This is a genomic window from Gluconobacter sphaericus NBRC 12467, from assembly GCF_006539125.1.
Lineage (GTDB): Bacteria > Pseudomonadota > Alphaproteobacteria > Acetobacterales > Acetobacteraceae > Gluconobacter > Gluconobacter sphaericus.
Genome location: NZ_BJMK01000017.1, coordinates 1 through 26,205 on the forward strand (window position 1 = coordinate 1; position 26,205 = coordinate 26,205).

Consider the following 26,205-nt stretch of genomic DNA (forward strand, 5'->3'; position numbering starts at 1 on the left):
ACAATCAAATCAATGGGGCCTGATCCTAGGCTGGAACCGCGAGTGTGAATGTGGTGACACAATAGACGAAGGCCATGGCCCGTGGCCGAGGCAGAAAAACCTACAACTGAAGATGCCATTCTGGCGCGGCTTGATGGAGAGATCGGCATGAGGTGGATCTTCCTGACCTTTGCTCTCATCGGCTCAAGGTCAGTCCGCTATGCGCTCTGCCCACCCCTCATGGCGTACTCGCCCCCTGAGCAACAGACTCTCGCGGAAGAAATCAGTGCGTATCCTCAACCGCAAACTATCTACGGGATAGAAAATTTATCGGACTGCGCAATCAGGTGCCGGCGTGCTCAAAGAACTGATCGCCGGATCCATCATTCTCATGCCACTACTCTCAGGCATATGATTGACACTGCGTGGAATGAGAGAGAAGTGTCTCGCAACTCTTGGGAATTTCCCAATGGTTCAGTCATCCAGGATTTCTTGACCGCTGAACTATCCAGGATCCTTTAACGATTAAACCTGTAAGAGATCCTTACAGATTGTCTGCTTGGTGTTTAAAGCTGGGCGACCAACGAGCGTGATGTGCAACTTGCGTGGATTTAGTCCACTTCACTATCTATACTCAGCAGAAAACTCTTATTTTTACACCCCTTTGACATGGCAGGAGTCACAGGTTCGATCCCTGTTACGCCCACCACTCGGATCGATGGAGAAGCTTAATGAACAAATATCGAAGCAATCATGCAAAACACGAGGCCGCAGACTGCAATTAATGTTTCGAGAACCGACCACGTCTTGAGGGTCTGCGGAACCGTCAGGCCTAGATATTCCTTTAGCTGCCAGAAACCTGCGTCGTTCATTGGGCCAAAAGCAACCGAGCCTGCTCCCGTTACCAGAACCATTAACTCGGCCGACACACCTGTTGAGCGCGCAAGAATGGGGGCGACGATCCCTGATGCTGTTGCCATCGCAACGGTTGAAGAACCACAGGCAACACGCACAATCGCAGCGAGCATCCAGGCCAAAACCAGCAGAGGGACGTGAGCGCCAAGTGCCGTATCCGTGATGGATCGTGAAACTCCGCTATCAACGAGAACATGCCCGAAACCTCCCCCCGCCCCTACGAGAAGCATGATCAGGGCGGTCGGCCCCAGACACTCATTCGTAAATCGCAGAACGGTCTCTCGCGAAAAACCCCGTGCGTGACCCAAAACATAAAACGACAGAACCGTCGCCAGCAGAAGCGCGATATCCGTATTACCAACAAAATGTAGAATATTATTGAAGGTCGTATGAGGCGCAGCAACCCGGTCTGCCATCGAACCGGCCAGCATCAGGATAACTGGAGAGAGCACTGTGAAGACCGTGATGCCAAAGCCTGGGAGATTTCCTGGCGGCTTACTGTTCACAAATTGCTTGGCCAGCGGATTGACCCCTTCGGGAATCACTCTTGCTGAAGCGAACCGCCCGAAGACTGGCCCGGCAATCACCGCAATCGGCGTTCCAATCGCAATACCAAGCAGAATGGTTTTCCCAATATCGGCATGATAGGCGCTCAGTGCCAGAAGCGCAGCCGGATGCGGAGGGATAAGGGCATGCGTGATGGACAGCGCTGCCCCCATGGGAAGCGCGACACGTAGTAAAGGCGTCTGCGTCCGATCTGCCAAAACAAACGCCAGCGGAATCAGAAGCACAAAGCCGACTTCGAAAAATACGGGAAGCCCGACCAAAAGGCCGATCAGCATCATGGCCCAGTCAACATGCCGACGGCCCGAAAGGGTCGAGATCGTCAGGACAATACGATCGGCGCCACCGGACTCCGCCAGCATTTTCCCAAGCATGGTGCCAAGCGCGATAACGGTTCCGACATGCCCCAGCACGTGCCCTGCCCCCGCCTCGAACGACCCCACAACCCTGTCAGCCGGCATACCTGCAACGAGGGCCAGCAGAATCGAGACGGAAAAAAGGACGATGAACGGATTGATCCGGAACCGGGCGATCAGAATGATAACCGACACAATAGCCGCGGTCGCAAGCGAGATGGCAAAGATGGAGTTCATCAAATGTCAACTTTCCTGTGGCATCCTAATACAAGAAGCCATCTTATCGAAAACCATTCCAGCACAAACCGGACAGACAATGCCCCTAACACAGTTCTGATAAATTGAAACGGAGTCATCCGTAGAAAGACTACAGTGATACAGTTATCCCGCCATCAACCATCAGCACCTGTCCGTTAACGAAGCTTGAAGCCCTGGAAGACAGAAATACTGCTGCCCCGACCAGTTCCTCGACCTGTCCCCATCGTCCTGCCGGCGTCCGTTTGCACAGCCAGTCCGTGAATTCTTCGTCCGCCACGAGCCTTTCGGTCATTTCCGTCGCAAAATATCCCGGCGCCAGTCCGTTGATCTGAAGTCCGTGTCTGCCCCAGTCCGTCGCCATGCCTTTTGTCAGGTTTTTGACCGCTCCCTTAGTCGCCGTATAGGGCGCAATTCCTGGGCGGGCGAGTTCACTCTGGACGGAACAAATATTGACGATCTTGCCCTGTCCGCGCGGAATCATATGTCGTGCCACCGCCTGGCCGACAAAGAAAACTGCATTAACATTAGTTGAAATCAGATCATCCCAGTCCTTACGCTGAAATTCCTCCAGAGGCGCACGGCGCTGTATCCCGGCGTTATTGATCAGGATATCGATCGCTCCCATGTCACGCTCGATCGCTGCCACGCCATCAATCACCGCATCCTGATCCGTCACATCGAAAACAGCCGTTCTGGCTCTCAATCCTTCCGCCTCGAACCCGGACTGGGCAGAGTCGAGACTCTCAGTATTTCGGCCATTCAAGACAACCTCGGCCCCGTAATGCGCAAGCCCTTTTGCCAGCGTCAGACCAATGCCCCGTGACGCCCCCGTCACAAGGGCGCGCGCACCGGAGAGAGAAAAAAGATCGGGATGGGACATATCTGTCAGCCTTAAAGTCACGGTTCTATTCTTCCTAGCAGCCTGAACCCGTCATGGATCCACAAGTCCGCGTGCGCATCGCGTGCTCTCAGACGGGCAATGAACTTTTGTCAGAAAAATTCCCCACCCTCTTCTGGACAGCATAAAGGTTATATGTAACATATATAACGATAATTTGTGATTTTTAAGTGTGATATTCTGTCACAGACAAACGTTAGGCAGACGACGGGCATGTCTCTTCTTGTGTCCCGTCTGTGCTTTTCAATATCTGGGTGTGATTCTATGGATCTGGTTCTGGGAATTGATGTTGGAACAGGCAGTGCCCGGGCGGGTCTCTTCACGCTTGAAGGACTTAAGAAAGCCTCATCCGTCCGGCCAATCCAGACATGGGCCCCGCGTCCCGGTTACGCCCAGCAATCCTCACAGGATATCTGGACCGCCGTCTGCGAAGCGACCCGCAGTGCTCTGGAAATGCTTGATGAACCCGGACAAGTCATTGGCATAGGCTTCGATGCAACCTGTTCTCTGGTCGTCGTTGGCGGCAATGGTCAGGGTCTCTCAATAGATCCCGGCGGCGCACCGGGACAGGATATCATTCTCTGGGCGGACCACCGCGCCATTGAAGAAACGCGCGAAATCAACGGCAGCGGCCAGGAGGTGCTACGTTATGTTGGCGGTACGATTTCCCCCGAAATGGAAACGCCAAAACTGCTCTGGCTGAAGCGCCATCTTCCACAAATCTATGAGCAGGCGGCTCATTTTTTCGATCTTCCCGATTTCTTGACATGGCGCGCCACCGGTTCGCTGTCACGATCGGCCTGTTCGACAGCCTGTAAATGGACTTATCTCGCCCATGAAAACCGCTGGGACGAAGGATATTTTCAGTCCATTGGACTTGAAGACCTCACACGCGAGAGCTTCAGGCGCATCGGGAACGATATTCGCCCCCTCGGCGCTCTTGTTGATGGAAACTTGAACGCTAAAGCGGCGGCGGAAATGGGACTGTCAGCCGGTATCCCTGTTGGCGTTTCCGCCATTGACGCCCATGCCGGAGGCATCGGTCTGTTCGGGTTAAACACCGAAGATTCCCTCTCGGACGCTCAACTTGAGCGCTCAATATCGCTAATCTGCGGAACATCGAGCTGTCATATGGCCGTATCGAAAGATGCGCTCTTCGTGCCTGGGGTCTGGGGCCCCTACTGGAACGCCATGGTCCCTAAGATGTGGCTGAATGAAGCAGGACAGTCCGCTACGGGCGCGCTGATCGACTTCGTCATTTCCAGCCATACCTTTGGCTCTGTGCTCAAGCAGGAAGCTAAAGACACAGGAACCAGCGTCTACGCCCTGCTTAACGCACGGATCGAAGCTCTGGAACGCCAAAGCCTGCCGGGAACGATCACCGCCGCCCTGCACGTGTTGCCAGACTTCCACGGAAACCGCTCTCCCCATGCCGATCCTGACCTGACCGGCATGATCAGTGGCCTACAATTGTCTGATACGGTCGACGATCTGGCACGGCTATACCTCGCCACCTTGCAAGGCCTCGCTTACGGCACGAAAGACATTATCGAGGCTCTTAACGCGCAGGGCTACCGGATCGACACCATTCTCGCGACCGGCGGCAGCACCAAAAATCCGGTCTTTCTGCGCGAACATGCCAACGCTACCGGTTGCCGTATCCTGCTCCCCGCGGAGCCGGACTCCGTCCTGCTAGGCGCCGCCATCCTAGGGGCGGTCGCGAGCGGAACATACACCGATCTACGACAGGCCATGGCACAGATGAGCCATGCAGGAGACGAGATCGTCCCCGACCCGCGCCTCGCTGCGTATCACGCCGCCAAGTGCAGCATTACGCACGACATGCTCTCGCAACAGCTCATCTGGCGTCAGCAGATGCATGACATTCTGGAAAAGAACACCGCCTGACGGCACAGCCGTACGACCCGTTCTGCCATTCCTGCCCTGCCGAAACACAGTATCATCCCTTTCCAGAGGCCGATTTCCATGTTCCGTCTCAAAGACACACGCACAGCCATCTGCACTCTCGCGCTTCTACTCACGGGCTCCGCCCTCTCCAGTGCTGAAGCCGCCGGAACCCTGACGATCGCCACCGTCAACAATGGCGACATGATCGTTATGCGGCAGCTTTCGACGGAATTCGAAAAAGCCCATCCCGACATTCACCTGAACTGGGTCACGCTTGAAGAAAACGTCCTGCGTCAGCGCGTCACGACCGACATCGCCATGAAAACCGGCCAGTTCGATGTCGTCACCATCGGCAATTACGAAGTGCCGATCTGGGCCAAACAGGGTTGGCTCACCGAAATCAAGCCGGACGCCACCTATGACGTAAACGACATTCTGCCCTCGGTCCGCGACAGCCTGACGGCAAACGACAAGCTCTATGCCCTGCCGTTCTACGCCGAAAGCGTCATGACCTATTACCGCAAGGACCTGTTCCAGAAAGCTGGGCTGACAATGCCCGAACAGCCGACTTATGATCAGGTTCGCCAGTTCGCAGACAAGATCACGGACAAGCCCAATCAGATCTATGGCATCTGTCTGCGCGGCAAGCCCGGCTGGGGCGAAAACATGGCGTATATTTCCTCGCTCGCCAACACATTCGGGGCGCAGTGGTTCGATGTGTCATGGAAGCCAACCCTGACATCCGACGCCTGGAAAGCAACTCTGAACTGGTACGTCTCCGCCCTCAAGGCGGATGGTCCTCCGGGTGCGACGTCCAATGGCTTCAACGAAAACCTGGCTCTGTTCGCCAGCGGTCATTGCGGGATCTGGATTGACTCCACGGTCGCAGGCGGCCTGCTGTTTGACCCCAAACAGTCACAGGTTGCGGACAAGGTCGGCTTTGCTCCCGCTCCCAAAGGCCCCTACGGCAAAGGACCGACCTGGCTGTGGAGCTGGAGCCTCGCCGTGCCCGTCAGTTCCCATCAGAGCGCCGATGCCCAGACCTTCATCACATGGGCCACATCCAAGGATTATGTGAAGCTGGTCGCCGCTCGGAAGGGCTGGGTCTTAGCCCCTCCGGGAACACGCGCCTCGACCTATGCAGCGCCCGAATATCTTAAGGCCGCCCCTTTCGCCTCTTTCGTCCTGAACGCCATCAAGACCGCTGATCCCAATGGTCCGACCGCACAGCCCCGCCCCTACACAGGCGCCCAGTTCGTCGCGATCCCGGAATTCCAGTCCATCGGCACTCAGGTCGGCCAGACGGTTGCAGCAACCCTGTCCGACCAGATGACGGTCGATCACGCGCTGACATCCGCTCAGGCTTCGGTCACCCGCGCGCTCCGCCAGTCCGGCCGCGCGCGATAACGCCACCAGATCAAGGTCAAGATACCATGCAGGCCGTTCTCGAACACAGCCCGCCCGCAGGGGCGACAGCCCGGACCACGAAGAGAACAGGCTTCCTGCTCCTCTCTCCGTCCGTCCTGATTCTTCTGGTCTGGTCGATCGTCCCCCTCATCATGACGCTGTGGTACTCGCTACAGAACTATAACCTCGTCGATCCCACGCTGCACGGCTTCGCGGGGATCGACAATTACTGGTACCTACTGACCGACCCCGATTTCCTGCACGCTTTGCTGAACACACTCGTGCTCGTCGCGGGCGTTCTGGTGATCAGCATTGGTGGTGCAACACTGCTGGCTGTTTTGTACGATCAGGAATTCTTCGGACGCGGCATCGCCCGCATCATGGTCATTTCGCCATTCTTCATCATGCCGACGGTTTCCGCGCTGTTGTGGAAGAACCTGATGCTGCACCCGATCTATGGCGTCTATTCCGCCATGATGCGGGCTGTGGGCCTGACGCCGATCGACTGGCTGGCGCGGTTTCCGCTCATGACCGTCATGATGATCGTCGCCTGGGAATGGCTGCCCTTCGCTGTTCTCATCCTGCTGACGGCCGTGCAGTCTCTGGACGGCGAGCAGCGTGAAGCCGCCCGCATGGATGGCGCGGGGCCGATCGCGCGTTTCCGCTACATCATTCTGCCGCATCTGGGCCGCGCCATCAGCGTCGTGGTCATGATCGAGACGATCTACCTGCTGACGATCTTTGCCGAAATCTCCGTCACTACGGCGGGCGGACCCGGCGTGGCCTCTACCAATCTCGCCTACCTGATCTATTCCCGCGCCCTGCTTCAGTTCGACGTGGGCGGTGCTTCAGCGGGTGGCGTGGTCGCAATCGTCATCGCCAATATCGTCGCAATTTTTCTGGTGCGCGCCGTAGCCCGCAATCTGGAGGCCTAACATGGCGCTCAAGGCAAAAACCAGCACCCGCATTGGCGTAACCATTCTTGGATGGGGAATAGCGCTCTGGCTGTTCTTCCCGATTTTCTGGATGATCCTCACAAGCTTTAAAAGCGAAGTGCAGGCCATCTCTACGCCGCCGAAGCTGTTCTTCATGCCCACACTGAGCAGCTATGCCGAGGTGTTCGAACGCGCCAATTACTGGCACTTCGCGCTGAATACCGTGACCGTCTCGGTCGCAGCGACAGCCATCGCCATCGCACTGGCTGTTCCCGCTGCCTATTCGATGGCGTTCATGCCTTCAAAGCGCACCCGCGGGACTTTGCTCTGGATGCTCTCGACCCGGATGCTACCCCCCGTGGGCGTTCTGGTGCCGATCTACATTCTGGCCCGCAACACGCATCTGCTCGACACCTGCACGGGCCTTGCAATCGTGGACATGCTCACGAACCTGCCGATCATCGTGTGGATGCTCTACACGTTCTTCCGCGAAGTCCCGGCCCCCATCCTGGAAGCCGGCCGGATGGACGGCGCCACACGCTGGCAGGAAATGACGATGGTGCTCCTGCCGCTTGCCCTGCCCGGCATCGCGTCTACAGCCCTGCTGTCGCTTATCCTGTGCTGGAACGAGGCATTCTGGTCCCTGAACCTGACGTCCTCGCACGCGGCCCCGCTGACAGCCTTCATCGCGTCGTTCTCGTCGCCAGAAGGCCTGTTCTTCGGAAAACTGTCCGCCGCCTCCACCCTTGCCGTCGCCCCGATCCTCGTTTTCGGCTGGATCAGCCAGAAACAGCTCGTCCGCGGCCTGACCTTCGGAGCCGTCAAATGACTCTGATCCCGGCTCACTCCCTTCACTCTTTCTACACGAACGGAGCCTGACCCATGGCGACTGTCGAACTCAAAAATCTCCGTAAGACGTATCTTACGGAAGAAATCATCAAGGGCATTTCCCTGTCGATCGAAGAGCACGAATTCGTGGTCTTTGTCGGCCCGTCGGGCTGCGGAAAGTCCACGCTCCTGCGCATGATCGCAGGGCTGGAAGATATCACCTCCGGCGATCTGCTCATTGACGGGCAGCGCGTGAACGACGTGGAACCCGGCAAGCGCGGTCTGGCTATGGTCTTTCAGTCCTATGCGCTCTACCCGCACATGAACGTTTACAAAAACATGGAATTCGGCCTGAAGCTGTCCGGCATGCCGGAAGCGGAACGGCGCGCAAAAATCGAGAATGTCGCCCGCACGCTCCAGCTCGAACCCTATCTGAACCACAAGCCCGGACAGCTTTCCGGCGGTCAGCGTCAGCGTGTCGCCATCGGGCGCGCCATTGTGCGCAATCCGAAAGTGTTCCTGTTCGACGAACCGCTCTCCAACCTCGATGCCGCCCTGCGCGGCCAGATGCGCGTGGAACTCTCAGCCTTGCACCGCAAACTCGGCGCCACCACGATCTATGTGACGCACGACCAGGTCGAAGCCATGACCATGGCCGACAAGATCGTCGTCCTGCAGAAAGGCGTGGTCGAACAGATCGGCTCCCCGCTCGAACTGTACCATCACCCGCGTAACCTGTTCGTGGCCCGCTTCATCGGCTCCCCGCCCATGAACTTCTTCTCGGCCATTTTCCAGGGCGGAGACGCCGCCGGATCGAGCGTGCAACTCCGGGATGGATCGACCCTCTACGTCCCCGTCACATCCCCGGGCCTTCTGCCCGGAACCAAAGTGACGGTCGGCATCCGCCCCGAACACGTCGAACTGGCATCTTCAGGCCCCAACAGCGGCGTTGTGGAAGTCATCGAGCGCCTCGGCGCCATCACGCTTGTTCATGTCCGCATGCCAGACGGGGAAATCATCGTCGTCCAGACGGATGGTGCCGTTCTCACGGATGTAAATAGCCCTATCAGCCTGACCCTGCCCCCGCGCAACTGTCACCTTTTTGCCCCTGACGGTTTGGCCTTCGAAGCCTGCCACCGCCACCCACTCGCTGCCTGATTTTAGGAACCACACATCATGTACATGGAGAAACTCCGTCTCGATAACCGCGTCGCCATCGTCACCGGTGGTGCACAGAACATCGGCCTGGCCTGCGTCACCGCACTAGCCGAGGCTGGCGCGCGCGTCATCATCGCCGATCTCGACGAAACCATGGCAAAAGAAGCCGTGGAAGACTTACGCATGGAAGGCCATGATGTCAGCAGCGTCGTCATGGACGTCACGAAGACGGACAGTGTGCAGAACGCCGTCCGCAGCGTTCATGAGCAGGAAGGCCGCCTGGATATCCTGGTCGCCTGCGCCGGCATCTGTATTTCCGAAGTCAAGGCTGAGGACATGACGGATGGCCAGTGGCTCAAGCAAGTGGATATCAACCTGAACGGGATGTTCCGCTCCTGCCAGGCCGCAGGACGCATCATGCTTGAGCAGAAAAAGGGCGTCATCGTCGCGATCGGCTCCATGTCCGGCCTGATCGTAAACCGCCCCCAGCAACAGGCTGCCTATAATGCGTCAAAGGCAGGTGTTCACCAGTATATCCGTTCGTTGGCAGCAGAATGGGCTCCTCATGGCATCCGCGCCAACGCCGTTGCTCCCACCTATATCGAAACGACGCTCACCCGCTTCGGTATGGAAAAGCCTGAACTCTACGACGCCTGGATCGCCGGAACCCCGATGGGCCGTGTGGGCCAACCAGACGAAGTCGCTTCCGTCGTACAGTTTCTTGCGTCTGACGCGGCCAGCCTGATGACCGGCGCCATCGTGAATGTGGATGCAGGCTTCACGGTCTGGTAAGCTAGGACAGTCCGGGCGCTGTCTTTGCGCCCGGATATCTTCACAGAAAAAGAGTGTAACAATCAGTCGCTTAGTGAGAAAGTCTTTTAAAGTTTCATTTTCCTCCAACTCTACTTGCAACTAATTCGCAATATCGATACCAACCTCTGATCACGTGTCAGCACGTACAGTCATTGAGGTCGGGTATGCACCGCAACAGGATTCTTTACGCGATACCCCTCTCCCTCGTCATGAGTGGAGAAGTCTTCGCAGCCGACCAGAATGTCCTTCCTGAACCGCCACGCTCGGGGACGAAAAAAATCAGCACAGCCGGACCACAGACCAAAACGGTTGAAAAACTTGAAGTCCACGCACGCAGGGCCTCGACCCTCGCTTCCTCCGCGACCAAGTCGGACACGCCTCTGATCGCAACCGCCCAGTCGGTCACGGTCATCACGCGCAACGAAATGGATATCCGCAACGTCCTGAACCTCAATCAGGCTGTGCGCTATACCGCAGGCATTACTGCCGATCTTCGTGGAGGCGGTGTGGGAACACGTTATGACCAGTTCGCCCTGCGCGGATTTACCGTTCCCACATTCCTCGACGGCCTGAAGCTTCAGGACAGCCCGACCGGCTATGCCGTGGCCCAGACTGACACCTCCCGTCTGGACCGCATCGAAATCCTCAAGGGCCCAGCATCAGCCCTTTACGGCCAGTCCAGCCCCGGCGGCCTCGTCGCACTGTCCAGCAAGCTCGCCACGGATCAGCGCTCTTACGGGAGCGTCAATGCGACCGGTGGTATGTTCGACCTGTACCGTGTGGATGCCGATGTTGGCGGCTATGTGACGGATAACGGCTTCGTCCGATATCGCCTCAATGGTACCATCAACGGCCAGCATAGCCAGCTCGCGCGTACCGGAAGTCGGCGCTTCTCCATCAGCCCGTCTTTCACGTTTGGTGGCGACGGCCCCACGACGCTGACGATCCTGGGAAATTACCAGTATGATCCGGAAAACGGCACTTATGGCGGTGTCCCGCTCGTCGGGTCGCTTAAACCGGCCTCGTTCGGCTATCTGCCACGCAATTTCTACGACGGCGACTCATCGTTCGAAAAATACAACCGTCGTCATGGCTCCGTCACCTATATCTTCAATCATCGCTTCAACAGCGACTGGAGCTTCAGCACGCGCGGTCGTTACGATGACATCAAGACCCAGTATCGCAGCGTCTATGACAGCGGCTATTACGTTTCAGATGACACATTGGCCCGTTCGGCCATCGCCACCAACGAACACACACACAACCTGGCATTTGACAGCCAGTTCAAGGGCAAAGTCCGCACTGGACCGCTGCGTCACACTATGATGTTCGGTTTCGACTATATGCAGCAGAGCGCCTCGGAAGTCGGATACTACGGCTCAGCTCCCAGCCTGAACGTCTTTCATCCGAATTCCCAGATGGTCATTCCCACCCCATCTCCCTGGGTGAACTACAACACCGACTCCCATCAGGCCGGCATCTACGGACAGGACGAAATCCACTGGCGTCACCTGATCCTGACAGGCAGTATCCGTAATGACTGGTACCGCTCCCATCAAGTCGACAACATGTACAATACGACGACCAACCAGAGCCCGAGCCAAATTACCTGGCGTGCCTCAGGTCTGTATCATTTCGATTTCGGCCTAGCTCCCTATATCAGCTACTCCACCTCTTTCCAGCCACAGTCCGGCAGCGTCTCGACCGATGGCGGAAAGACCGTGCGTCAGGCCAATCCGTCGCTTGGCAAGCAGCTTGAAGGCGGCCTGAAATACCAGCTTCCGGGCACATCCCTGCTTCTGACGGCTGCGGGCTTTCATATCGAACAGACCAACGTGCTCGTTGCTGTCGGCAATACTGGCTACAGCGCCGAAAGCGGGCTGGTCCATTCGGACGGCTTCGAGTTCGAGGCCCATGCAGAGCCGTTCCACAATCTTGTGCTGACAGCCGCCGTCAGCATCCAGAAAGTACACGACGACTCAACCGGCAAGCCGCTCATCCAGTCAGGCAAGGGCAATGCCTCACTGTTCGCCTTCTATACGATGCCGTCCGGTCCCGCGAAGGGCCTCGGCTTCGGCGGCGGCATGCGCTATTCCAATAAATCCTATGGTGGTGAAGCGTCTTACGGGAGTGTCTGGGTGCCGCAATATGCCGTATTCGATGCGTCGATACGCTACGACCTGTCCAATCTTTCCCATAGTCTGCATGGCTGGAATGTAGGCGCGAGCGTCCGCAACCTCTTTGACAAGAATTTCATCGCCAACTGCCTGAGTTACGCCTCTTACGGTCAGGAATTCTGCTATTACGGAGAGCGCCGCAACGCGCAGGCCAATATTGGCTTCAACTGGTAAACCACAACCCGGAAGCCCCCGACGCTACGACATCGCCCTGCGCCTTGTCGTAGCGTTGCCGTTCGGTTACGCCCTGTCCGCGCTAGGCGGTATCTGCCTTGCATTTTGGCTTCCCCTGTCCCGAGCAGACAACGCCATGGCCGGGATCTTTGTCGGCCTAATCCTCTGGCCCGTCATTTTCATGGCATCCGTCGCAATCGCCCGTATCGAACGGCTACTGACCCTTCTGATCCCTGCGACCTGCCTTCTGAGCGCTCTGGCCCTTCTCGGCGGCTGGCGCCCATGAAAGGAACGTTCCGTGCCTCCATGGCCGTAGTGCACACGACACTAGGTCTCGTCACGGGCTGGGTACTGTTCGCCATCGCCTTGTCCGGTGCCCTGAGCGTCTTCCGGCAGGAAATCAGCCTCTGGGCCCGACCTGAAATTTCCGGGCCTGCGTCCGATCCCCTCGTGACAGACGCCCATGCTCTGGACTGGCTAAGCCACAACGCATCCACCGCCAGCGCCTGGTATGTCGGCAGCGCCACCGATCTCTGCTCCTTTGCAACAGCCCTGTGGCCGGACACAAAAGGCGACTACATCCAGCGCGCCCTTGATCCCGCAACAGGCAGCCCCGATGGCATCCGGGACACGCTGGGCGGTGAGTTCTTCTACCGCTTCCATTTCGAACTTCAGCTTCCCTATCCTTGGGGACGGCTGGTTGCAGCTCTTGCTGCATTGGCCCTCGTCGTCGGACTGGTCACCGGCATTATCATCCATCGCCGCATTTTTGCGGACTTCTTTACCTTCCGTCCCTCACGCGGGCAGAGAAGCTGGCTGGACATGCACAACCTGATGGGTGTCGCGGCACTGCCTTTCCATCTGATGATCTCCTCCACAGGCGCCGTCACCCTCGGAACACTGCTCCTTCCGTGGAGCACGCAGGCCCTCTACCGGAGCGATGTCACCGCCTCCTACATGGAACTCAATCCCGCACTCTATTCCCGACCTGCAAGCGGCCGTGCCGGCCATCTCGCGCCGATCCTGCCCATGCTGCAGGAGGCTGACAGGCGTTTCGGTGGCACAGGTCTGGAACAGATTTACGTTTTCAACCCGGCCGATCAGGCGTCGCTCGTCACTGTAATCGCGGGCAACAGTCGTACCATTAGCACGTCCTCACAGATCATCACCTTCGATGGTCCATCAGGTCATATCCTCAGGGAACATATCGAAAAACGCCCTGTCATCCGGGCCTATACGTTCCTGTACGGACTGCATGTCGCACGTTTTGCTCCCTGGATCACACGCTGGCTCTATTTCCTGTCCGGACTGGCGCTCGCAGCAGTAATCGGTAGCGGCATGCATCTATGGACGCTCAAGCGCCTGCGTCGCCCGCATCATTCAGGACACCGGATCGTCGCCCGCCTGAATGTGGGGGTCCTGATGGGCACACCCCTCGCCTTTGCATCTTTTTTCATCGCCAACCGCCTTCTATCAGCCACGATGCCCCACCGCGCCGGATATGAAGTGATAACCGTATTCATCGTCTGGGGGATCACGCTGGCCTACACACTATTCCGCAACCCGGAGCGGACATGGGCGGAGCTGCTGGGCAGCAACGCCGCAGCATGCTTTCTGATCGCAGCGCTCAGCCTGCCGTGGCACGGCAGCACCATCGCGGGCGTCGGGCTGACAGCCCTTCTCCTGTCAGCATCTTTCGCTTTTGCGACGTATCACAGGATACGCAAAACCGGGCTCCTGGCATGAACTGGATTTCCGCTCTGTGTGGACAGTCCGCCATGCTGATGTTCGTCGCCGCCTCTCATCGCGGAAACCGGATCTTCTGGCATGACCGCCTGACAGAACCACAGCGGCGCATCCTGAAATCATGCGCCGCTGTGGTTCTGCTCCTCAGCCTCGCGCTTCAGACTCTCAGCGACGGGACCGTTATCCTGAACATGATTGAATGGATCCTGCTTGCCGGCCCCGAAATCATGATCGCGACACTCGCCTGCTCCTTCAGAGAAAGCCTCGTCCGACCATGATCCGGAAGGTGCTCACCCCGCCATCGCCGGATCGGTAAGCGTGATCTTCCCCGTTTCCATACGGCCGCCCAGAACATGCCTGAAATCCGGATCTTCCGGAGACGTAAGCGTCACGTCATACCACTGATGGCTGGCTGACAGGTCCAGCCGGATCTTCTGATACCCTTGAGCTTTGAGGACCACAGTCCGCAAGGGGCCAGCATCTCCGATACGATACTGAACCGTCAGCGGCACCTTGCCAGCATTGGTCATGGTAAGGACGATCCCTGGCCCTTGTCCCTTGACGCCAATATCATAACGACAGGCTGAACGAAGCGCGACCCGATCAGCATGCCCTCGGTAAGCCCGATAGAACCCGTTAGGCGCATGAACTGCGACATCATACAGTCCATCCACGCCCGGCAACGTCACATCCATCCGGTCTCCTGCTGCCACGGCATAGGTTCCAGCCTGCATATCGCGACCGTCATTGCGATAATCATAGACATTGAATGGCGCACCTGCCGCCCGTTCCCCATGAAAACTCTGCCCGGCTCCCAACGTCAGGCTCACCTGCCCATGCTCCACATCAATGCCGCCGTCACAGTAAAGCTCATAAGGCAGCGCACAGGCCGGACGTGTTCCGCTTTCCTGACGCACGGTTTGCCGCAACAGATCCGGCTGATCTTTCAATACGGCGATCTCATCCGCAGACAGCGAGCGGAAACCACCCGGCAACGGACGGTTTCGTGCATCCTCGATAACCTTCAGATGCGTGTTCCGGTCCAGATAGTTCAGGGACGGTGCAACCTCGTCATGAGGATGAAAACAGGATGTCAGATCGCCGCAGATGGCTCGACGCCACGGGGAAATATTTGTTTCCCGGACAGGCGTGCCGAACTTCTTCTCAACAAAGTGCTCCAGAAACCGCAGTGTCGAGCTATGGTCGAAGAGCTGTGAATTAACCAGTCCACCCCGGCTCCACGGAGACGCTACAACCATCGGCACCCGGAAACCGAGCCCGATCGGGCCGCTGCGTGCGATCCGCTCGGGAACGCCCCGGCGAACCTCATCCTCAGCAGTCGTATATTCCAGACCGTCCGCCCCGATCGAAGCGGAAGAACGGCCCGTTTCCGGACGCTCCGGATCAGGGGCCGCATAGGAACAACCGTGATCGAAATACCCATCATTTTCATCATAGGTCAGAATAAAAATGGTCTTCTTCCAGACCTCGGGATTTTCGGTCAGGATGTTCATGACTTCCGACACATACCAGGCTCCGTACCAGGCCGATATCGGGTGGTCCGAGAAATGCTCCGGTGCCGCCATCCAGGAAACCGCCGGAAGCTGGCCTGTCCGGACATCCTTGCGGAACTGGTACAGCACATCTCCCTTCGGCGCCTTCATCCCCTTCGCATCCGGATCACCCACGAAGGCAAGTTCCTCAAGGCTGCGGTAATCGGGATCAGCATTGTTGACCACGAAAGCCTTCGTGAAAAGCGCACGCTCCTCGGGCGTCAGCTTTTCAAATCCCTTCGCAGATTTCTGACGCTTTTTCAGAACCTCCATCAAAGCCTTCGCCTCAACAAGCTGCTCACTCCGCTCTCCGGATACCAGCATCTCAAGGTTTTCAAGCCGATTGATATGCTCTGAACATTCCCGGATCCGCTCTTCAATCCATTCCCCGAAGCCCGGATTGGAACTGACATTGAAGCTATCGAAACACTCCAACACGTTACAGCCGAAATTGGACAGCCAGGAACGCTCCGCCGGAGACATGCCGCCCGTCTGGCTCAGTTCATTCTGGTAGAATTTCCATGACACCCCGACCTTCTCCAGCCGCTCCGGAAAGGTCGTCCAAGTCATACCACCTTCGAGGATTTCCGGGTTCCGCATATAAACGGCTGACGCGGTATTCTGCTGGTCCCGCACGGTTCCGGTCCAGAAGACGAGGCGGTTGGGCGTCGTGCTGGACATGACGCCACAATAGTTCTGGTCACAGACCGTAAATGCATCGGCCAAAGCGTAATAGAACGGCAGATCCTCGCGGGTGTAATATCCCATCGTCAGCGGATACTGCCTGTATTCCTTCTTGTGAGGTCGCTTGACATCAATCCACCGGTCATGATGCCCCCCGTTCCAGGCATCGACCTGACTGTCCCGAGAATGCGGGATCGAGCCCATCCACGTGACCTTCGTGTCGTGAATGTTCAGACGCCACGGTGCATAAGTTTCCCCGCTCTTGCCGGACTGCACAAAAACGGAACTGCCGTTCTTCTGACGGATTGCACGCCTGTCGTTGAAGCCGCGAACACCAGCCAGCGTTCCGAACATATGATCAAAAGAGCGGTTTTCCTGCATGAGGATAACGACATGCTCGGCATTCAAATATGTCGTACCCGGCTCGGGCGCGATGGCATAAGCGCGACGAATGGCGGCCGGAAGCCCTTCAGTTGCGACTGCGGCACCACCGAACAGGGCATATTTAAGGAAGGTTCTGCGAGTGGACATATCAACCGTTGCCTGGGACCTGAAGCCGCGTAATGCGACAGACTAGAGAAATAGCCCCGGATGAATAATCGTCTCCTGCCCCGAATTCATCCCGCAATCCCGAAACTTCATGAAAACGTAACCTGACCGAATAACGATGAACGGGCGCAGGTCGCTTTGCAAACCATACGCCCGTTCATTGATCATTTTCTCCAAACACACGGAAACCGATGCTCGGCAGTCCTCAGTTGCCCAGTGCGCGATCGACGGAACGACCTGCACGTTCGACCGGTCCTTTCGGCGGATCTACTGTATCACGGACCTTTTCTCCGAATGTCCGGTGATGCTCACACGCTGTCAGGGTCACGCAGGAGACCGAAAAAGCCAGCAGAACCAAAATTGATTTACGCATGCGGACTGTCTTTCGAAAAATGTCAGATTACATAGAACGGTACTCCCCGCATTCAGTTGCTGCTTATGATTTCAGATCCCGAATGGCGGTTGAGCCGTTTGAGTTTCGCAGAATCCCTATCTGAACGAACAACGGTCATGAGTTCATACCCGATAATGGCCAGAGTGGACCGCTCGAGCGGCAACCAGGCCTTCGGCCGGCCGTGAGATCTCATGACGCTGAAAGCAGCGATGCAGGGCGGAGCGTGTCAGATGGGGGATACCGGCCTGCAGGGCATAAAGACAGTCATCCAGCGGCAGCAACGTATGCCGGCGAAAAGTTACGATCATCGCTTCGTCCGTCTCAGAGAGAACCGTTGAGCGCGGCTCTTTAGGACCTGTCTTCTGATCCTCAACCGTTTGACGCTTTCGCCATTTTGCAACTGTTTTCGGGTTGATCCCGAACTCCTCGCTCAGCGTCGCGAGCGAAGCCTGCGATCGCTGTATTGCTGCTCGCACGGCGTGTGTGGTCGTGGCGCTCCCATGACGTCTCTGCCCCATAATGCTTCCTTCCACTCTCGTGAAAATACCAAATCATCAAACCACGGGACTAGACAATCAGATCCCGCGCCCCGACATGAGTGGAGGAAACAAGCCCCTGTATGTCGCGCTTTTCTTCATCGTGCTGGCTTTTAAGTTGGTTAACAGCTCCCACGATACAGAAAATACTGTTGCAACCGTCATCTATACCCGCAGCCTGCCGCCACTCATGGCCGTCATTTGGTCCGGTTTCTGGAACTGCTTCGGCGTCGCACTCTCCACTGGCGCAGTGGCCTACAACATCGTGACGATTATGCCCGCAGAGCGGATCCCAGGACAGCCCACAAAACGCTCGTTAGCTTCACACGATCGGTAATCTTCAAGCGGGATTTTAAAGCCCAAAAATCTCTTAAAGAAAGAATTACCTACAATATCGAAACGATAATTCTCCTTTCCCGTAAAAGTTAAGGCATAACTTTCTTGCAAACATACTGTCTTACCGCTCTGAATTCTGGAAAAATTTATAGCTCTTTTAATAAAAAGATTGAATTCTGGTTACAATTATAATGCTCTGTCGAAGAATTTTTTCTTGCATCCACGCTCGAGTTAACGTCTACCTAATATCGGCAGGTGCTCCTAAGTGGGTTTTCGGCGCATGTTGCGTCATTTGTTCCCCTTAAGAGTTATGATTTCGTGCGTATCTTGTGCACGACTGCTATTGTTAAAAAGGAGCCTCGTTATGGCAACAGGCACCGTAAAATGGTTTAACTCCACCAAGGGCTTTGGTTTCATCCAGCCTGACAACGGTGGTCAGGATGCGTTCGTTCACATCTCTGAACTCGAGCGCGCCGGAATGCACACCCTCAACGAAGGTCAGCATGTCTCTTACGAGCTCGAAGCAGGCCGCAACGGCAAAACGTCGGCAGTGAGCATCAAGGCAATCTAATTGCCTTGATGTACATTCCGATGTGCAGGAAGCCGCCCGCAAGGGCGGCTTTTTTCATGTCTGGCACCGGCTTTTCGGCTGCGGCCCGTACCCCCTTTTCGCGAGATCGATCATCTCCACAAACGCATCGGCGGCGGGGCTTCTGTAACGTTCCTTATGCCTCAACCCATAGAAAAAACGACTCTCCGGCACCTCTGACGCCGCATGAAGCGTTCCCGCAAGCAGCGCCGGAGCAACCACCAGCGATGACAGCGCAGCAACCCCCGCCCCTGCCTCGACAGCGGTGCGTACACTCTCGTTCGATGGCAGGACCAGACTGACATTCAGCTCATCCGCCGCGACCCCAAGACACCGGAGATAGTGCTCCAGCGTGGCCCGCGTCCCCGATCCCGGCTCCCGCATCACCCAGACCTGTTTGCGCAGCCATTTCCCGTCAGCATGTTCAGGTACCCTGGCGCCCGCCTGCACAATGGTCAGGTGGTCTTTTCCAAGCGGCCACTGCGCGAGCGCTGGATCATCGATAATTGCTTCCACGATCCCCAGTTCAACCTCGCCTTCCCGGACTTTCTTGGCGGCTTCTTCGGTATTGCTGACGGCCAGTTCGACCGTGATCTGCGGATATTTTTTGCGGAACGCGACCAGAATGGAAGGGATCCAGTAAGCAGCGATGGTCTGGCTGGCCACAGCACGAAGCGTTCCGCGCTTCAACCCGCTGATTTCATCCAGAACGTTTTCTGCCGCAACCGCCTGCGCGACGACCGCACGGGCCTCCGGCAGAAACAGATGTCCCGCCTCGCTCAGACGGATGCCCCGTCCCACCCGATCAAAAAGCCTGACCCCATAACGCTCTTCCAGAGCTGCAATAGCTGCCGAGACCGCAGACTGGGTAACGTTCATCGCCCGGCTCGCAACAGTGACGTGTTCGCGTTCGGCAACAGCGATGAAGAGACGGAGCTGATCTAGGGTCATGCACGATGGATAGCACAATCAATCGATTTTTCTGATTGGAATCATGAAATTTATGCGTTGGATTGATCGATTGTTCTCTCCGTAAATCTTCACGATCAAGGAGAGCATATTGTGAAGACCCTAGCGCCTGCGGGAGGCCACGTGTCCCGCTTTCCGGGAACGGCCCTGTGCATCGGTATTGAACTTGCGGCTTTTGGTCTCGAGCACATGGAACGGATCCTGGCTGGTAAAGCCTTTCTGGAGACCCTGAATATCGCGCTCATCCTGGGCGTCATCCTGCGGTCCGTCCACAAACCCGCAGACACCTTCACTTGCGGGATCAGATTCTGCTCGAAAACACTCCTCAACATTGCGATCGTCCTTCTGGGCGCAACTTTCAGCCTTCAGGCCGTCTGGTCTACCGGACCTGAAATCCTGCTCACCGTTCTGGGGATGGTGATCTTCAGCATGATCTTCACATACTGGGCCGGACGGATGAATGGTCTATCTCGAAATCAGACCCTGCTCGTGGCCTGTGGCGATTCCATCTGCGGCAATTCCGCAATCATGGCCGCAGCCCCTGCCATTCAGGCCTCAGATGAGGATGTCGGCGCGACAATCGCCTTCACGACAGCAGGTGGTCTGGCGGTCGTTCTGGGACTGCCTGTCCTGCTTCCCTTCCTGAACATGTCCGGGATCGCCAATGGTGCCGTCGCGGGGTTGACGGTCTATGCGGTTCCGCAGGTCATGGCAGCAGCCGCGCCGTTCGGGCCTACCGCCCTGCATGTCGGAACGCTCGTCAAGCTGATGCGCGTTCTCATGCTAGGTCCGGTCTGCGCCGTCCTGTCACTGACGGTTCATCGCAAAAACGACCGGATGCAGCCGCTGAAACCTTCCAGAACGGGCAAAGCTCAAAAACTGTTCCGTCTCGTCCCATGGTATATCGCAGGCTTCATGGCGATGATCATCGTCCGGTCCCTTGGCGTCATTCCCGAAGCCTGCATCGCTCCCCTCAACCAGACCGCCACATTGCTGACCATTTTGGCCATGGCCGCACTGGGTCTGGGGATCGATATCCGCTCCGTCTTCCGGGCGGGACGACCGCTGGTCCTGACAGTCGCGATGTCCCTGGCCGGTCTTCTGGGTGCCAGCATCCTGCTGGTCCGAATACTGAACTGCACATGAGGCAATTCAGCCCTGCGACTGATAGACCCGCCCGTAGCGGTTCGACAGATAGGCGGACAGCGGAATATCTTCCTGACGGACAAAGCCTGCCGACGGAATCTTCCCCTCCGCGAGCAGGTCCAGAACCGCGCAGATGGATCCCGCCGTCGTGAGCTGAATCGCAGTCCGGTAGCCGCCCATGAACTCCTGCGCGTGAATGGTCCGGGCCAGTGTTTCCTGTTGCAGCCGACCGTTACGTAGTCCCGTCACAATAACCGACAGCACCACCAGGTCCTGAGCCGTTCCGGGAATGGCACGGGTCAGGATATCCTGAAGGATCTGCCGCCGTTCCGACAGCCGCAAATCGGACAGGAGAACCTTCATGATATCGCGATGGCCCGGATATCGCATGGTGCGATAATTAAGTTCCCGGACCCGGCCGTCATAGGTTTCACACAACGATCCAAGACCGCCCGACGTGTTGAAAGCCTCATAAAGAACGCCATCGATGCCCAGACTTTCCATGCCCTCAAGCGCGGGAACGAGAATACGCTTCCCATCTACGATAGCCTCACAGGGTTCGATATATTCGTTGATGAGGCCTTCCGTGCTCCAGGTCAGGTTATATCCCAGCGCATTGGACGGAAAACGCGGCAGTGCTCCGACACGTAACCGGATCGTATCGATCTCGTCGAAATGCCCGGCCAGATCATGCGCGGCAATCGAAACAAAGCCCGGCGCCAGACCGCATTGCGGAATGAACGCATGTGCAGCGCCCTCGGCCAACGCCTTGACATCACGGGTAGACGCCACATCCTCGGTCAAGTCCAGATAATGCACGCCCGCCGTGGCGGCAGCCCGCGCGACAGTCCGCGTCAAATGAAAGGGAAGCGCGGAGAGAACGGCGAACTGTCCTTTGAGCAGCTCCGGATCAAGCCCCAGCGCGATATCGGCTGTTTTGCGGGCAATCCCTTCAGGCAGTTTGAGGCTGTTGAGATACTCCGCGTGACAGTCAAGCAGCGTCACACGATAGCCGCCGTAATGAAGAAGCTCCGCAATGGCTGAACCGATCTTGCCCGCACCTGCAACCGTAACCTGCTTCATGATCATATCCTGTTCCGGAAGTGTTACAGACAGGATCTGGGTCTGAGCCGACGGATCTCAAGCGGCAGCGTGACGGCAAAAAGACATTCCAAACGGCAGTTTGCCGTCTATAACAGTCAGAATGACGGATCCGATCGATCAAGCTCTTCTCGATATCCTGCGTCGCAATGCACGCACCCCCACAGCCGCGCTGGCCCGCAGGCTAGGGATTTCCCGCACGACTCTGCAGGGGCGCATAGAACGTCTGGAGCGGCAGGGACGGATCCGGGGCTACACGCTTCTCGAAAATCCGGACGAGGATCTGGTGCGCGCCCATGTCTCGATCGTGCTCACCCCCCGCCACCGGCAAAAAGTGGAGCGGGATCTGAAAACATTGCCCGAACTGCGGGAACTGCATGCGGTCAGCGGTGCCTCGGACCTGATTGCCCTGCTGGGGGCCGCCACGACCGAAAACATCAACCGCGCCATCGACGATATCGGACAGATGGAAGGCGTAGAGCGGACTGTCTCCGCCATCATCCTCTCGACGCGCTTTCGCAAAGGGCACTGAGCCAACAGCCTGACACCTCGCTCCCCTTAAGAAACGGCTTGCTTTCAATATTGACCGCTGTCCACTCTCTACAAAACAGATGTTTACCGCTCATGACGGAGCCCTGATGCAGACGCCCCCCTCCCGTTCCGACGCCATTACGGTCAGCAGCCTCCGCAAAACCTACCGGATCCGTGAAGGAGGCAGCTGGCGGGGAAAAACCCGCGATATCGTCGCGCTGGACGGAATTTCCTTTTCAGTTCCGAAAGGCCAGATCGCAGGCTTCATCGGTCCGAACGGCGCGGGAAAATCGACGGCGATCAAGATCCTCTCCGGCATCCTACGCCCTACGTCGGGAGAGGTGCAGGTCAACGGGCTGGTACCCTGGACGAACCGCATCGCCCATGTAGCTCGGATCGGCGTCGTATTCGGGCAGCGGACCCAGCTCTGGTGGGATCTTTCAGTCTCCGAAGGCCTCGCCTTGCTGCGCGACATTTACGGCGTGGAACCGGAGCGTTTTGCCCGCAACCGCGCCCGTCTGGCCGACGCGCTCGACCTGGGCGAAATCATGGACCAATCCGTCCGCCAGCTTTCCCTTGGGCAGAGAATGCGTGCCGAAATCGCGGCCTCTCTCATCCATGATCCGGACATCCTCATTCTCGATGAACCCACGATTGGTCTGGACGCCCCCTCAAAGCTCGCCGTCCGGGCCTTCGTGCATGAACTTTGCCGGGACCGGGGCACCACCGTCCTGCTGACGACCCATGACATGCACGACATCGAAGCGCTCGCTGAACGAGTAATCGTCATCGGTCACGGCCGCATCCTCGCAGACAGCCCGTTCGAAGATCTTCGCACCACGACCCTCTCCGAGCGTATTTTGGAACTCGATTTTCATGACACGCCGCCTGCACTGACGCTTCCCGCCGGCGCCCACGAAACCGCGCGTGAGCTCCACAGCCTCACCATTACTTTCGATCCGCGCCAGATCCCCGCACCGGCCCTCGTCGCCCATATCGGCCATCTCCCCGGCCTCGACGACCTACGGATCAGCCGCCCCTCGATCGACGAAATCATCACACGTTTCTATGCGGATCACGCCGCATGAGCCTGCGCCCGTATCTCACGGCCTTCGGTCTGCAATGGAAGATCGGGCTACGATACCGCATCGCGGTCGTCGCCGGACTAGTCGCACAGATGTGGTTCGGCGCCGTTACCCTGATGGCCTATGCGTCAGTGTACCATGCCGCTCCGGACGTGCAGGCTCCGCTCTCGCTGCGGCAGGCCATGACCTACACCTGGATCCAGCAGTCACTCTTCACACTTCTACCGCTCGGCTGCCTGCCCGCCATCGGCGACGCCGCCCGGACAGGAGCCATCGTCTATGATCTCATGCGCCCAGTCGATATGTGGAACTGGTGGCTCTCTGCCAGCCTAGCAAGACTGCTGGGCAATGCCGTCCCCCGCGCTGTCCTGCTAGCCTGCGTCGCCGGTCCTCTCGCGATGCTTGTCGGGCTCGGCGCGTGGAGCCTGGCCGGCCCCGCAAGCCTGATCTCCGCGGCTCTGGCCCTTCTTTCCATCACACTCGGTGCTCTACTCTCCGCAACCATCGTCATGTGGTGGAATATCCTCACGGCCCGTACCCTTTCGCCTCTGGGGAGCTATGCCGTTGGAACGCCGCTCGCCGTCCTGTTATCCGGGATGCTACTTCCGCTGCCGCTCTATCCCGACTGGATCCGGCCTTTCCTGCTGGCACAGCCATTCGCCGGCATTACCGACATCCCAATCCGCATCTATCTCGGAACACCCATTCCCGGTGGTGTTACAACGGGTCTGGGCCTTCAGATTTTCTGGCTGACGGCCCTGACATTTCTTGGACGTCTGTGGATGCGTCAGACCGTGAACCGGCTGGAGGTGCAGGGTGCCTGACATGATGCAATCCCCCTCCCGCACACTCAGTGACCCAGGCCTGTATCGACGCATGGCCGGGGCTTCGATCGTGGCGCAGCTCCGCTACCCCGGCACCTTTATCATTCAAGCCATCGGCAATTTCGTCACAACACTCCTCAGCTTCTTCGGCATCTGGAGCCTGTTCCATCGCTTCGGCAGCATCGCAGGATGGGATATCGGAACCGTCGCCGTCCTGTACGGTCTGGTGAACGTGGCTTTTGCCATCGCCGAAACCCTGGGGCGCGGCTTCGAGGTCTTTGGTGGTGAATATGTCCGGACCGGAAGCTTCGACCGCCTCCTCCTGCGCCCGCGCTCGACGCTGCTGCTGCTTCTAGGGCACGAACTGCGCCTGCGCCCGATCGGACGCTTCCTTCAGGGGCTGTTCGTACTCGCGGCGGGCCTGTGGCTCGCCCCACATGTCCAGTGGACCGCCACTCTGGTCCTGCCCTGGGCCATCGCAGGCGGGGCGGCCATGTTCCTCGGCGTCCTGATCGGACAGGCCGCTCTGTGCTTCATTACCGTTGAAGGACTGGAGGTCGTGAACGTTCTGACCTATGGCGGCGTGGAGGCCGGCCAGTACCCGCTGACCATGTTCGGACGCTGGCTCCGGCGTTTCATCACCTTTGTCCTTCCGCTCGCCGCCGTCTGCTATTACCCGACACTGTTCAGCCTCAACCACCCGGACCCGCTTGACGTGCCGACATGGATCGGCGCGCTTTCACCTGCGGCGGGGTTCGCCTTCCTGGGCGTCATGGTTCTCGCCTGGAACCGGGCAGTCGCAGGATATGTCTCCAGCGGAAGCTGAGGCCCGGAGTTCAGGATCCCGTGCCCATTAGTGAGACATGCGCAGCGATAATCTTCCATCCTTCGGGCGTTCGGAACCATGTCTGGCTCTGACGCCCGATACGCTCCGATCCGATCCGCCGAAACTCCAGATCCACCGTCGCCACATCCCTGCCAATAACGGTAATAACGCGGCGCAGGACTTCCCGCGGCGGCGAACCACCTGTTCTGTTGCGACGGAACGCCTTGATCTCGTCGAAGCCATAGAGATTTTCCCCTACGCCGTAACGCACCGTTTCCGGCCCGTCGTAAAACAGCTTGTCCAGTTCCTGCAGCTCATTCTCGCCCAGGGCCCGTTCGTAACGGTCGGACAGAGAGGTAATGTCGCGAAGAATGTCAGGATCGTTCAAAAGCGGATACCCGGATGACGTCATGGTCGCTCTCACTCATTTAAATGAAACGAAGGATACCAGATCGCTGCCAAAAGTCCTTCCCCTGAAAACCCATCAAAGTCATTGACCTTCCGCGAAGTCACGATCCAATGGACTGTCAGGATCAACCTGATCCCGCGCTTTACTCCATTCTCCGTCACGAGTAGGTTTTTGTCATGCGTTACGTCCTTCTCTCCAGCCTGCTTCTGCTTGCCTCATGCACCGCAGCGCCCTGGGTTACCGGTCATACTGACAGCAAATGTATTCGCGAGCAGATGCTGAGCGGCGCCAGTGGTAATCCGCATACCTTCGCCACGGCTGCCGGCATCTGTGCAACCACAGCACGCAAGGACAATGACGGTCATGACAGACCGCTGGATGTACGCGATGACCAGACCCTTCAGGCGATGGCGGAAAATCCAGATTATAATACCAACCGGCAGTCCTTCGTCGCGCGTGATGCAAAAACCCGCATTCCGGGTGGTATCCGCAATATCAATATCGACTGATTTTTCGGAACGGCACGCCCCTCCTTCCCCTGTATTATAGAGAAATGA

General features: G+C 57.7%; 25 protein-coding genes and 1 pseudogene. 18 read left to right on the top strand and 8 right to left on the bottom strand.

Going from position 1 to position 26,205, the window contains the following annotated elements:
- Positions 1 to 707 precede the first annotated feature (707 nt).
- Positions 708 to 2,051 carry a GntT/GntP/DsdX family permease gene (locus GSP01_RS10145; protein ID WP_141353217.1) on the bottom strand — a complete coding sequence of 448 codons (1,344 nt, stop codon included), beginning with the start codon at positions 2,049 to 2,051 and terminating at the stop codon, positions 708 to 710.
- A gap of 130 nt (positions 2,052 to 2,181) precedes the next feature.
- The gene (locus GSP01_RS10150; protein ID WP_141353219.1) at positions 2,182 to 2,952 is read right to left on the bottom strand and encodes an SDR family oxidoreductase; all 771 of its coding nucleotides are present in this window, start codon (positions 2,950 to 2,952) and stop codon (positions 2,182 to 2,184) included.
- 282 nt (positions 2,953 to 3,234) lie between these two features.
- On the opposite strand from GSP01_RS10150, the gene GSP01_RS10155 reads away from it, so the two are divergent.
- The 10 genes from GSP01_RS10155 to GSP01_RS10200 all read left to right on the top strand — a co-directional run bounded on the left by GSP01_RS10155 (position 3,235) and on the right by GSP01_RS10200 (position 14,394).
- A complete protein-coding gene (locus tag GSP01_RS10155; RefSeq protein ID WP_141353221.1) occupies positions 3,235 to 4,878 on the top strand; it encodes an FGGY-family carbohydrate kinase in 1,644 nt (547 codons plus the stop codon).
- A gap of 78 nt (positions 4,879 to 4,956) precedes the next feature.
- A complete protein-coding gene (locus tag GSP01_RS10160) occupies positions 4,957 to 6,285 on the top strand; it encodes an ABC transporter substrate-binding protein (protein ID WP_141353223.1) in 1,329 nt (442 codons plus the stop codon).
- 26 nt (positions 6,286 to 6,311) lie between these two features.
- Positions 6,312 to 7,220: a carbohydrate ABC transporter permease gene (locus GSP01_RS10165; protein ID WP_141353225.1), complete on the top strand. Its 909-nt coding sequence runs from the start codon at positions 6,312 to 6,314 to the stop codon at positions 7,218 to 7,220.
- A 1-nt stretch (position 7,221) separates the two neighbouring features.
- A complete protein-coding gene (locus GSP01_RS10170) occupies positions 7,222 to 8,049 on the top strand; it encodes a carbohydrate ABC transporter permease (protein ID WP_141353227.1) in 828 nt (275 codons plus the stop codon).
- A 53-nt stretch (positions 8,050 to 8,102) separates the two neighbouring features.
- On the top strand, positions 8,103 to 9,206 hold the full coding sequence (locus tag GSP01_RS10175) for an ABC transporter ATP-binding protein (protein WP_141353229.1): 1,104 nt from the start codon (positions 8,103 to 8,105) through the stop codon (positions 9,204 to 9,206).
- Between the two features lie 18 nt (positions 9,207 to 9,224).
- A complete protein-coding gene (locus tag GSP01_RS10180; RefSeq protein ID WP_141353231.1) occupies positions 9,225 to 9,998 on the top strand; it encodes an SDR family NAD(P)-dependent oxidoreductase in 774 nt (257 codons plus the stop codon).
- Between the two features lie 185 nt (positions 9,999 to 10,183).
- Positions 10,184 to 12,370 (top strand): TonB-dependent siderophore receptor, encoded by a 2,187-nt coding sequence (locus GSP01_RS10185; RefSeq protein ID WP_141353233.1) that lies wholly within the window; start codon positions 10,184 to 10,186, stop codon positions 12,368 to 12,370.
- A complete protein-coding gene (locus tag GSP01_RS10190; protein WP_228123918.1) occupies positions 12,354 to 12,656 on the top strand; it encodes a hypothetical protein in 303 nt (100 codons plus the stop codon). The genes GSP01_RS10185 and GSP01_RS10190 overlap by 17 nt, the downstream gene beginning before the upstream one ends.
- Positions 12,653 to 14,116, top strand: a complete 1,464-nt coding sequence (locus tag GSP01_RS10195) for a PepSY-associated TM helix domain-containing protein (RefSeq protein WP_141353237.1) — start codon at positions 12,653 to 12,655, stop codon at positions 14,114 to 14,116. The genes GSP01_RS10190 and GSP01_RS10195 overlap by 4 nt, the downstream gene beginning before the upstream one ends.
- The gene (locus GSP01_RS10200; protein ID WP_141353239.1) at positions 14,113 to 14,394 is read left to right on the top strand and encodes a hypothetical protein; all 282 of its coding nucleotides are present in this window, start codon (positions 14,113 to 14,115) and stop codon (positions 14,392 to 14,394) included. Before GSP01_RS10195 ends, GSP01_RS10200 begins: the two co-directional genes overlap by 4 nt.
- A gap of 12 nt (positions 14,395 to 14,406) precedes the next feature.
- On the opposite strand, the gene GSP01_RS10205 is transcribed toward GSP01_RS10200, so the two are convergent.
- The 3 genes and pseudogenes from GSP01_RS10205 to GSP01_RS10210 all read right to left on the bottom strand — a co-directional run.
- Positions 14,407 to 16,884, bottom strand: a complete 2,478-nt coding sequence (locus GSP01_RS10205; protein WP_141353241.1) for a phosphocholine-specific phospholipase C — start codon at positions 16,882 to 16,884, stop codon at positions 14,407 to 14,409.
- A 223-nt stretch (positions 16,885 to 17,107) separates the two neighbouring features.
- The gene (locus tag GSP01_RS14745) at positions 17,108 to 17,275 is read right to left on the bottom strand and encodes a hypothetical protein (protein ID WP_167495528.1); all 168 of its coding nucleotides are present in this window, start codon (positions 17,273 to 17,275) and stop codon (positions 17,108 to 17,110) included.
- Positions 17,276 to 17,466: 191 nt separating this feature from the next.
- Positions 17,467 to 17,814 (bottom strand): annotated as a pseudogene (locus tag GSP01_RS10210) (IS481 family transposase); the annotation flags it as partial.
- Positions 17,815 to 17,890: 76 nt separating this feature from the next.
- Between GSP01_RS10210 and GSP01_RS10215 the strand changes: the two are divergent.
- Together GSP01_RS10215 and GSP01_RS10220 are read left to right on the top strand one after the other, a co-directional pair.
- A complete protein-coding gene (locus GSP01_RS10215) occupies positions 17,891 to 18,169 on the top strand; it encodes an inorganic phosphate transporter (protein ID WP_141353243.1) in 279 nt (92 codons plus the stop codon).
- A gap of 363 nt (positions 18,170 to 18,532) precedes the next feature.
- Complete coding sequence (locus GSP01_RS10220; protein WP_062027513.1) at positions 18,533 to 18,739, top strand: cold-shock protein; 207 nt, start codon at positions 18,533 to 18,535, stop codon at positions 18,737 to 18,739.
- A 54-nt stretch (positions 18,740 to 18,793) separates the two neighbouring features.
- Here GSP01_RS10220 and GSP01_RS10225 read toward each other — a convergent pair whose 3' ends face one another.
- Entirely contained in the window at positions 18,794 to 19,708 is a 915-nt protein-coding gene (locus tag GSP01_RS10225; protein WP_141353245.1) for a LysR substrate-binding domain-containing protein, read from the bottom strand.
- 141 nt (positions 19,709 to 19,849) lie between these two features.
- Between GSP01_RS10225 and GSP01_RS10230 the strand changes: the two genes are divergently transcribed.
- Positions 19,850 to 20,872, top strand: coding sequence for a YeiH family protein (locus GSP01_RS10230; protein WP_255320894.1), 1,023 nt, complete (start codon positions 19,850 to 19,852; stop codon positions 20,870 to 20,872).
- Positions 20,873 to 20,878: 6 nt separating this feature from the next.
- On the opposite strand, the gene GSP01_RS10235 is transcribed toward GSP01_RS10230, so the two are convergent.
- Complete coding sequence (locus GSP01_RS10235) at positions 20,879 to 21,955, bottom strand: saccharopine dehydrogenase family protein (RefSeq protein ID WP_141353247.1); 1,077 nt, start codon at positions 21,953 to 21,955, stop codon at positions 20,879 to 20,881.
- A gap of 121 nt (positions 21,956 to 22,076) precedes the next feature.
- On the opposite strand from GSP01_RS10235, the gene GSP01_RS10240 reads away from it, so the two are divergent.
- From GSP01_RS10240 to GSP01_RS10255, 4 genes are all read left to right on the top strand, one after another.
- Complete coding sequence (locus GSP01_RS10240) at positions 22,077 to 22,505, top strand: Lrp/AsnC family transcriptional regulator (RefSeq protein WP_141353249.1); 429 nt, start codon at positions 22,077 to 22,079, stop codon at positions 22,503 to 22,505.
- Positions 22,506 to 22,611: 106 nt separating this feature from the next.
- A complete protein-coding gene (locus GSP01_RS10245; protein WP_141353251.1) occupies positions 22,612 to 23,592 on the top strand; it encodes an ABC transporter ATP-binding protein in 981 nt (326 codons plus the stop codon).
- Positions 23,589 to 24,413 (top strand): ABC transporter permease, encoded by an 825-nt coding sequence (locus tag GSP01_RS10250; RefSeq protein WP_141353253.1) that lies wholly within the window; start codon positions 23,589 to 23,591, stop codon positions 24,411 to 24,413. The genes GSP01_RS10245 and GSP01_RS10250 overlap by 4 nt, the downstream gene beginning before the upstream one ends.
- A 1-nt stretch (position 24,414) precedes the next feature.
- Positions 24,415 to 25,239 (top strand): ABC transporter permease, encoded by an 825-nt coding sequence (locus GSP01_RS10255; RefSeq protein ID WP_141353255.1) that lies wholly within the window; start codon positions 24,415 to 24,417, stop codon positions 25,237 to 25,239.
- A gap of 10 nt (positions 25,240 to 25,249) precedes the next feature.
- Here GSP01_RS10255 and hpxZ read toward each other — a convergent pair whose 3' ends face one another.
- Positions 25,250 to 25,651 (bottom strand): oxalurate catabolism protein HpxZ, encoded by a 402-nt coding sequence (gene hpxZ / locus GSP01_RS10260; RefSeq protein WP_141353257.1) that lies wholly within the window; start codon positions 25,649 to 25,651, stop codon positions 25,250 to 25,252.
- A gap of 173 nt (positions 25,652 to 25,824) precedes the next feature.
- On the opposite strand from hpxZ, the gene GSP01_RS10265 reads away from it, so the two are divergent.
- A complete protein-coding gene (locus tag GSP01_RS10265; protein ID WP_141353259.1) occupies positions 25,825 to 26,157 on the top strand; it encodes a hypothetical protein in 333 nt (110 codons plus the stop codon).
- Positions 26,158 to 26,205 lie beyond the last annotated feature (48 nt).

What these genes read in the sequence shown, in the direction of transcription:
- GSP01_RS10145 (WP_141353217.1), bottom strand. Translation starts at nt 2,051, where the DNA reads ATGAACTCCATCTTTGCCATCTCGCTTGCGACCGCGGCTATTGTGTCG.
- GSP01_RS10150 (WP_141353219.1), bottom strand. Translation starts at nt 2,952, where the DNA reads ATGTCCCATCCCGATCTTTTTTCTCTCTCCGGTGCGCGCGCCCTTGTG.
- GSP01_RS10155 (WP_141353221.1), top strand. Translation starts at nt 3,235, where the DNA reads ATGGATCTGGTTCTGGGAATTGATGTTGGAACAGGCAGTGCCCGGGCG.
- GSP01_RS10160 (WP_141353223.1), top strand. Translation starts at nt 4,957, where the DNA reads ATGTTCCGTCTCAAAGACACACGCACAGCCATCTGCACTCTCGCGCTT.
- GSP01_RS10165 (WP_141353225.1), top strand. Translation starts at nt 6,312, where the DNA reads ATGCAGGCCGTTCTCGAACACAGCCCGCCCGCAGGGGCGACAGCCCGG.
- GSP01_RS10170 (WP_141353227.1), top strand. Translation starts at nt 7,222, where the DNA reads ATGGCGCTCAAGGCAAAAACCAGCACCCGCATTGGCGTAACCATTCTT.
- GSP01_RS10175 (WP_141353229.1), top strand. Translation starts at nt 8,103, where the DNA reads ATGGCGACTGTCGAACTCAAAAATCTCCGTAAGACGTATCTTACGGAA.
- GSP01_RS10180 (WP_141353231.1), top strand. Translation starts at nt 9,225, where the DNA reads ATGTACATGGAGAAACTCCGTCTCGATAACCGCGTCGCCATCGTCACC.
- GSP01_RS10185 (WP_141353233.1), top strand. Translation starts at nt 10,184, where the DNA reads ATGCACCGCAACAGGATTCTTTACGCGATACCCCTCTCCCTCGTCATG.
- GSP01_RS10195 (WP_141353237.1), top strand. Translation starts at nt 12,653, where the DNA reads ATGAAAGGAACGTTCCGTGCCTCCATGGCCGTAGTGCACACGACACTA.
- GSP01_RS10200 (WP_141353239.1), top strand. Translation starts at nt 14,113, where the DNA reads ATGAACTGGATTTCCGCTCTGTGTGGACAGTCCGCCATGCTGATGTTC.
- GSP01_RS10205 (WP_141353241.1), bottom strand. Translation starts at nt 16,884, where the DNA reads ATGTCCACTCGCAGAACCTTCCTTAAATATGCCCTGTTCGGTGGTGCC.
- GSP01_RS14745 (WP_167495528.1), bottom strand. Translation starts at nt 17,275, where the DNA reads ATGCGTAAATCAATTTTGGTTCTGCTGGCTTTTTCGGTCTCCTGCGTG.
- GSP01_RS10215 (WP_141353243.1), top strand. Translation starts at nt 17,891, where the DNA reads ATGAGTGGAGGAAACAAGCCCCTGTATGTCGCGCTTTTCTTCATCGTG.
- GSP01_RS10220 (WP_062027513.1), top strand. Translation starts at nt 18,533, where the DNA reads ATGGCAACAGGCACCGTAAAATGGTTTAACTCCACCAAGGGCTTTGGT.
- GSP01_RS10225 (WP_141353245.1), bottom strand. Translation starts at nt 19,708, where the DNA reads ATGACCCTAGATCAGCTCCGTCTCTTCATCGCTGTTGCCGAACGCGAA.
- GSP01_RS10235 (WP_141353247.1), bottom strand. Translation starts at nt 21,955, where the DNA reads ATGAAGCAGGTTACGGTTGCAGGTGCGGGCAAGATCGGTTCAGCCATT.
- GSP01_RS10240 (WP_141353249.1), top strand. Translation starts at nt 22,077, where the DNA reads ATGACGGATCCGATCGATCAAGCTCTTCTCGATATCCTGCGTCGCAAT.
- GSP01_RS10245 (WP_141353251.1), top strand. Translation starts at nt 22,612, where the DNA reads ATGCAGACGCCCCCCTCCCGTTCCGACGCCATTACGGTCAGCAGCCTC.
- GSP01_RS10250 (WP_141353253.1), top strand. Translation starts at nt 23,589, where the DNA reads ATGAGCCTGCGCCCGTATCTCACGGCCTTCGGTCTGCAATGGAAGATC.
- GSP01_RS10255 (WP_141353255.1), top strand. Translation starts at nt 24,415, where the DNA reads ATGATGCAATCCCCCTCCCGCACACTCAGTGACCCAGGCCTGTATCGA.
- hpxZ (WP_141353257.1), bottom strand. Translation starts at nt 25,651, where the DNA reads ATGACGTCATCCGGGTATCCGCTTTTGAACGATCCTGACATTCTTCGC.
- GSP01_RS10265 (WP_141353259.1), top strand. Translation starts at nt 25,825, where the DNA reads ATGCGTTACGTCCTTCTCTCCAGCCTGCTTCTGCTTGCCTCATGCACC.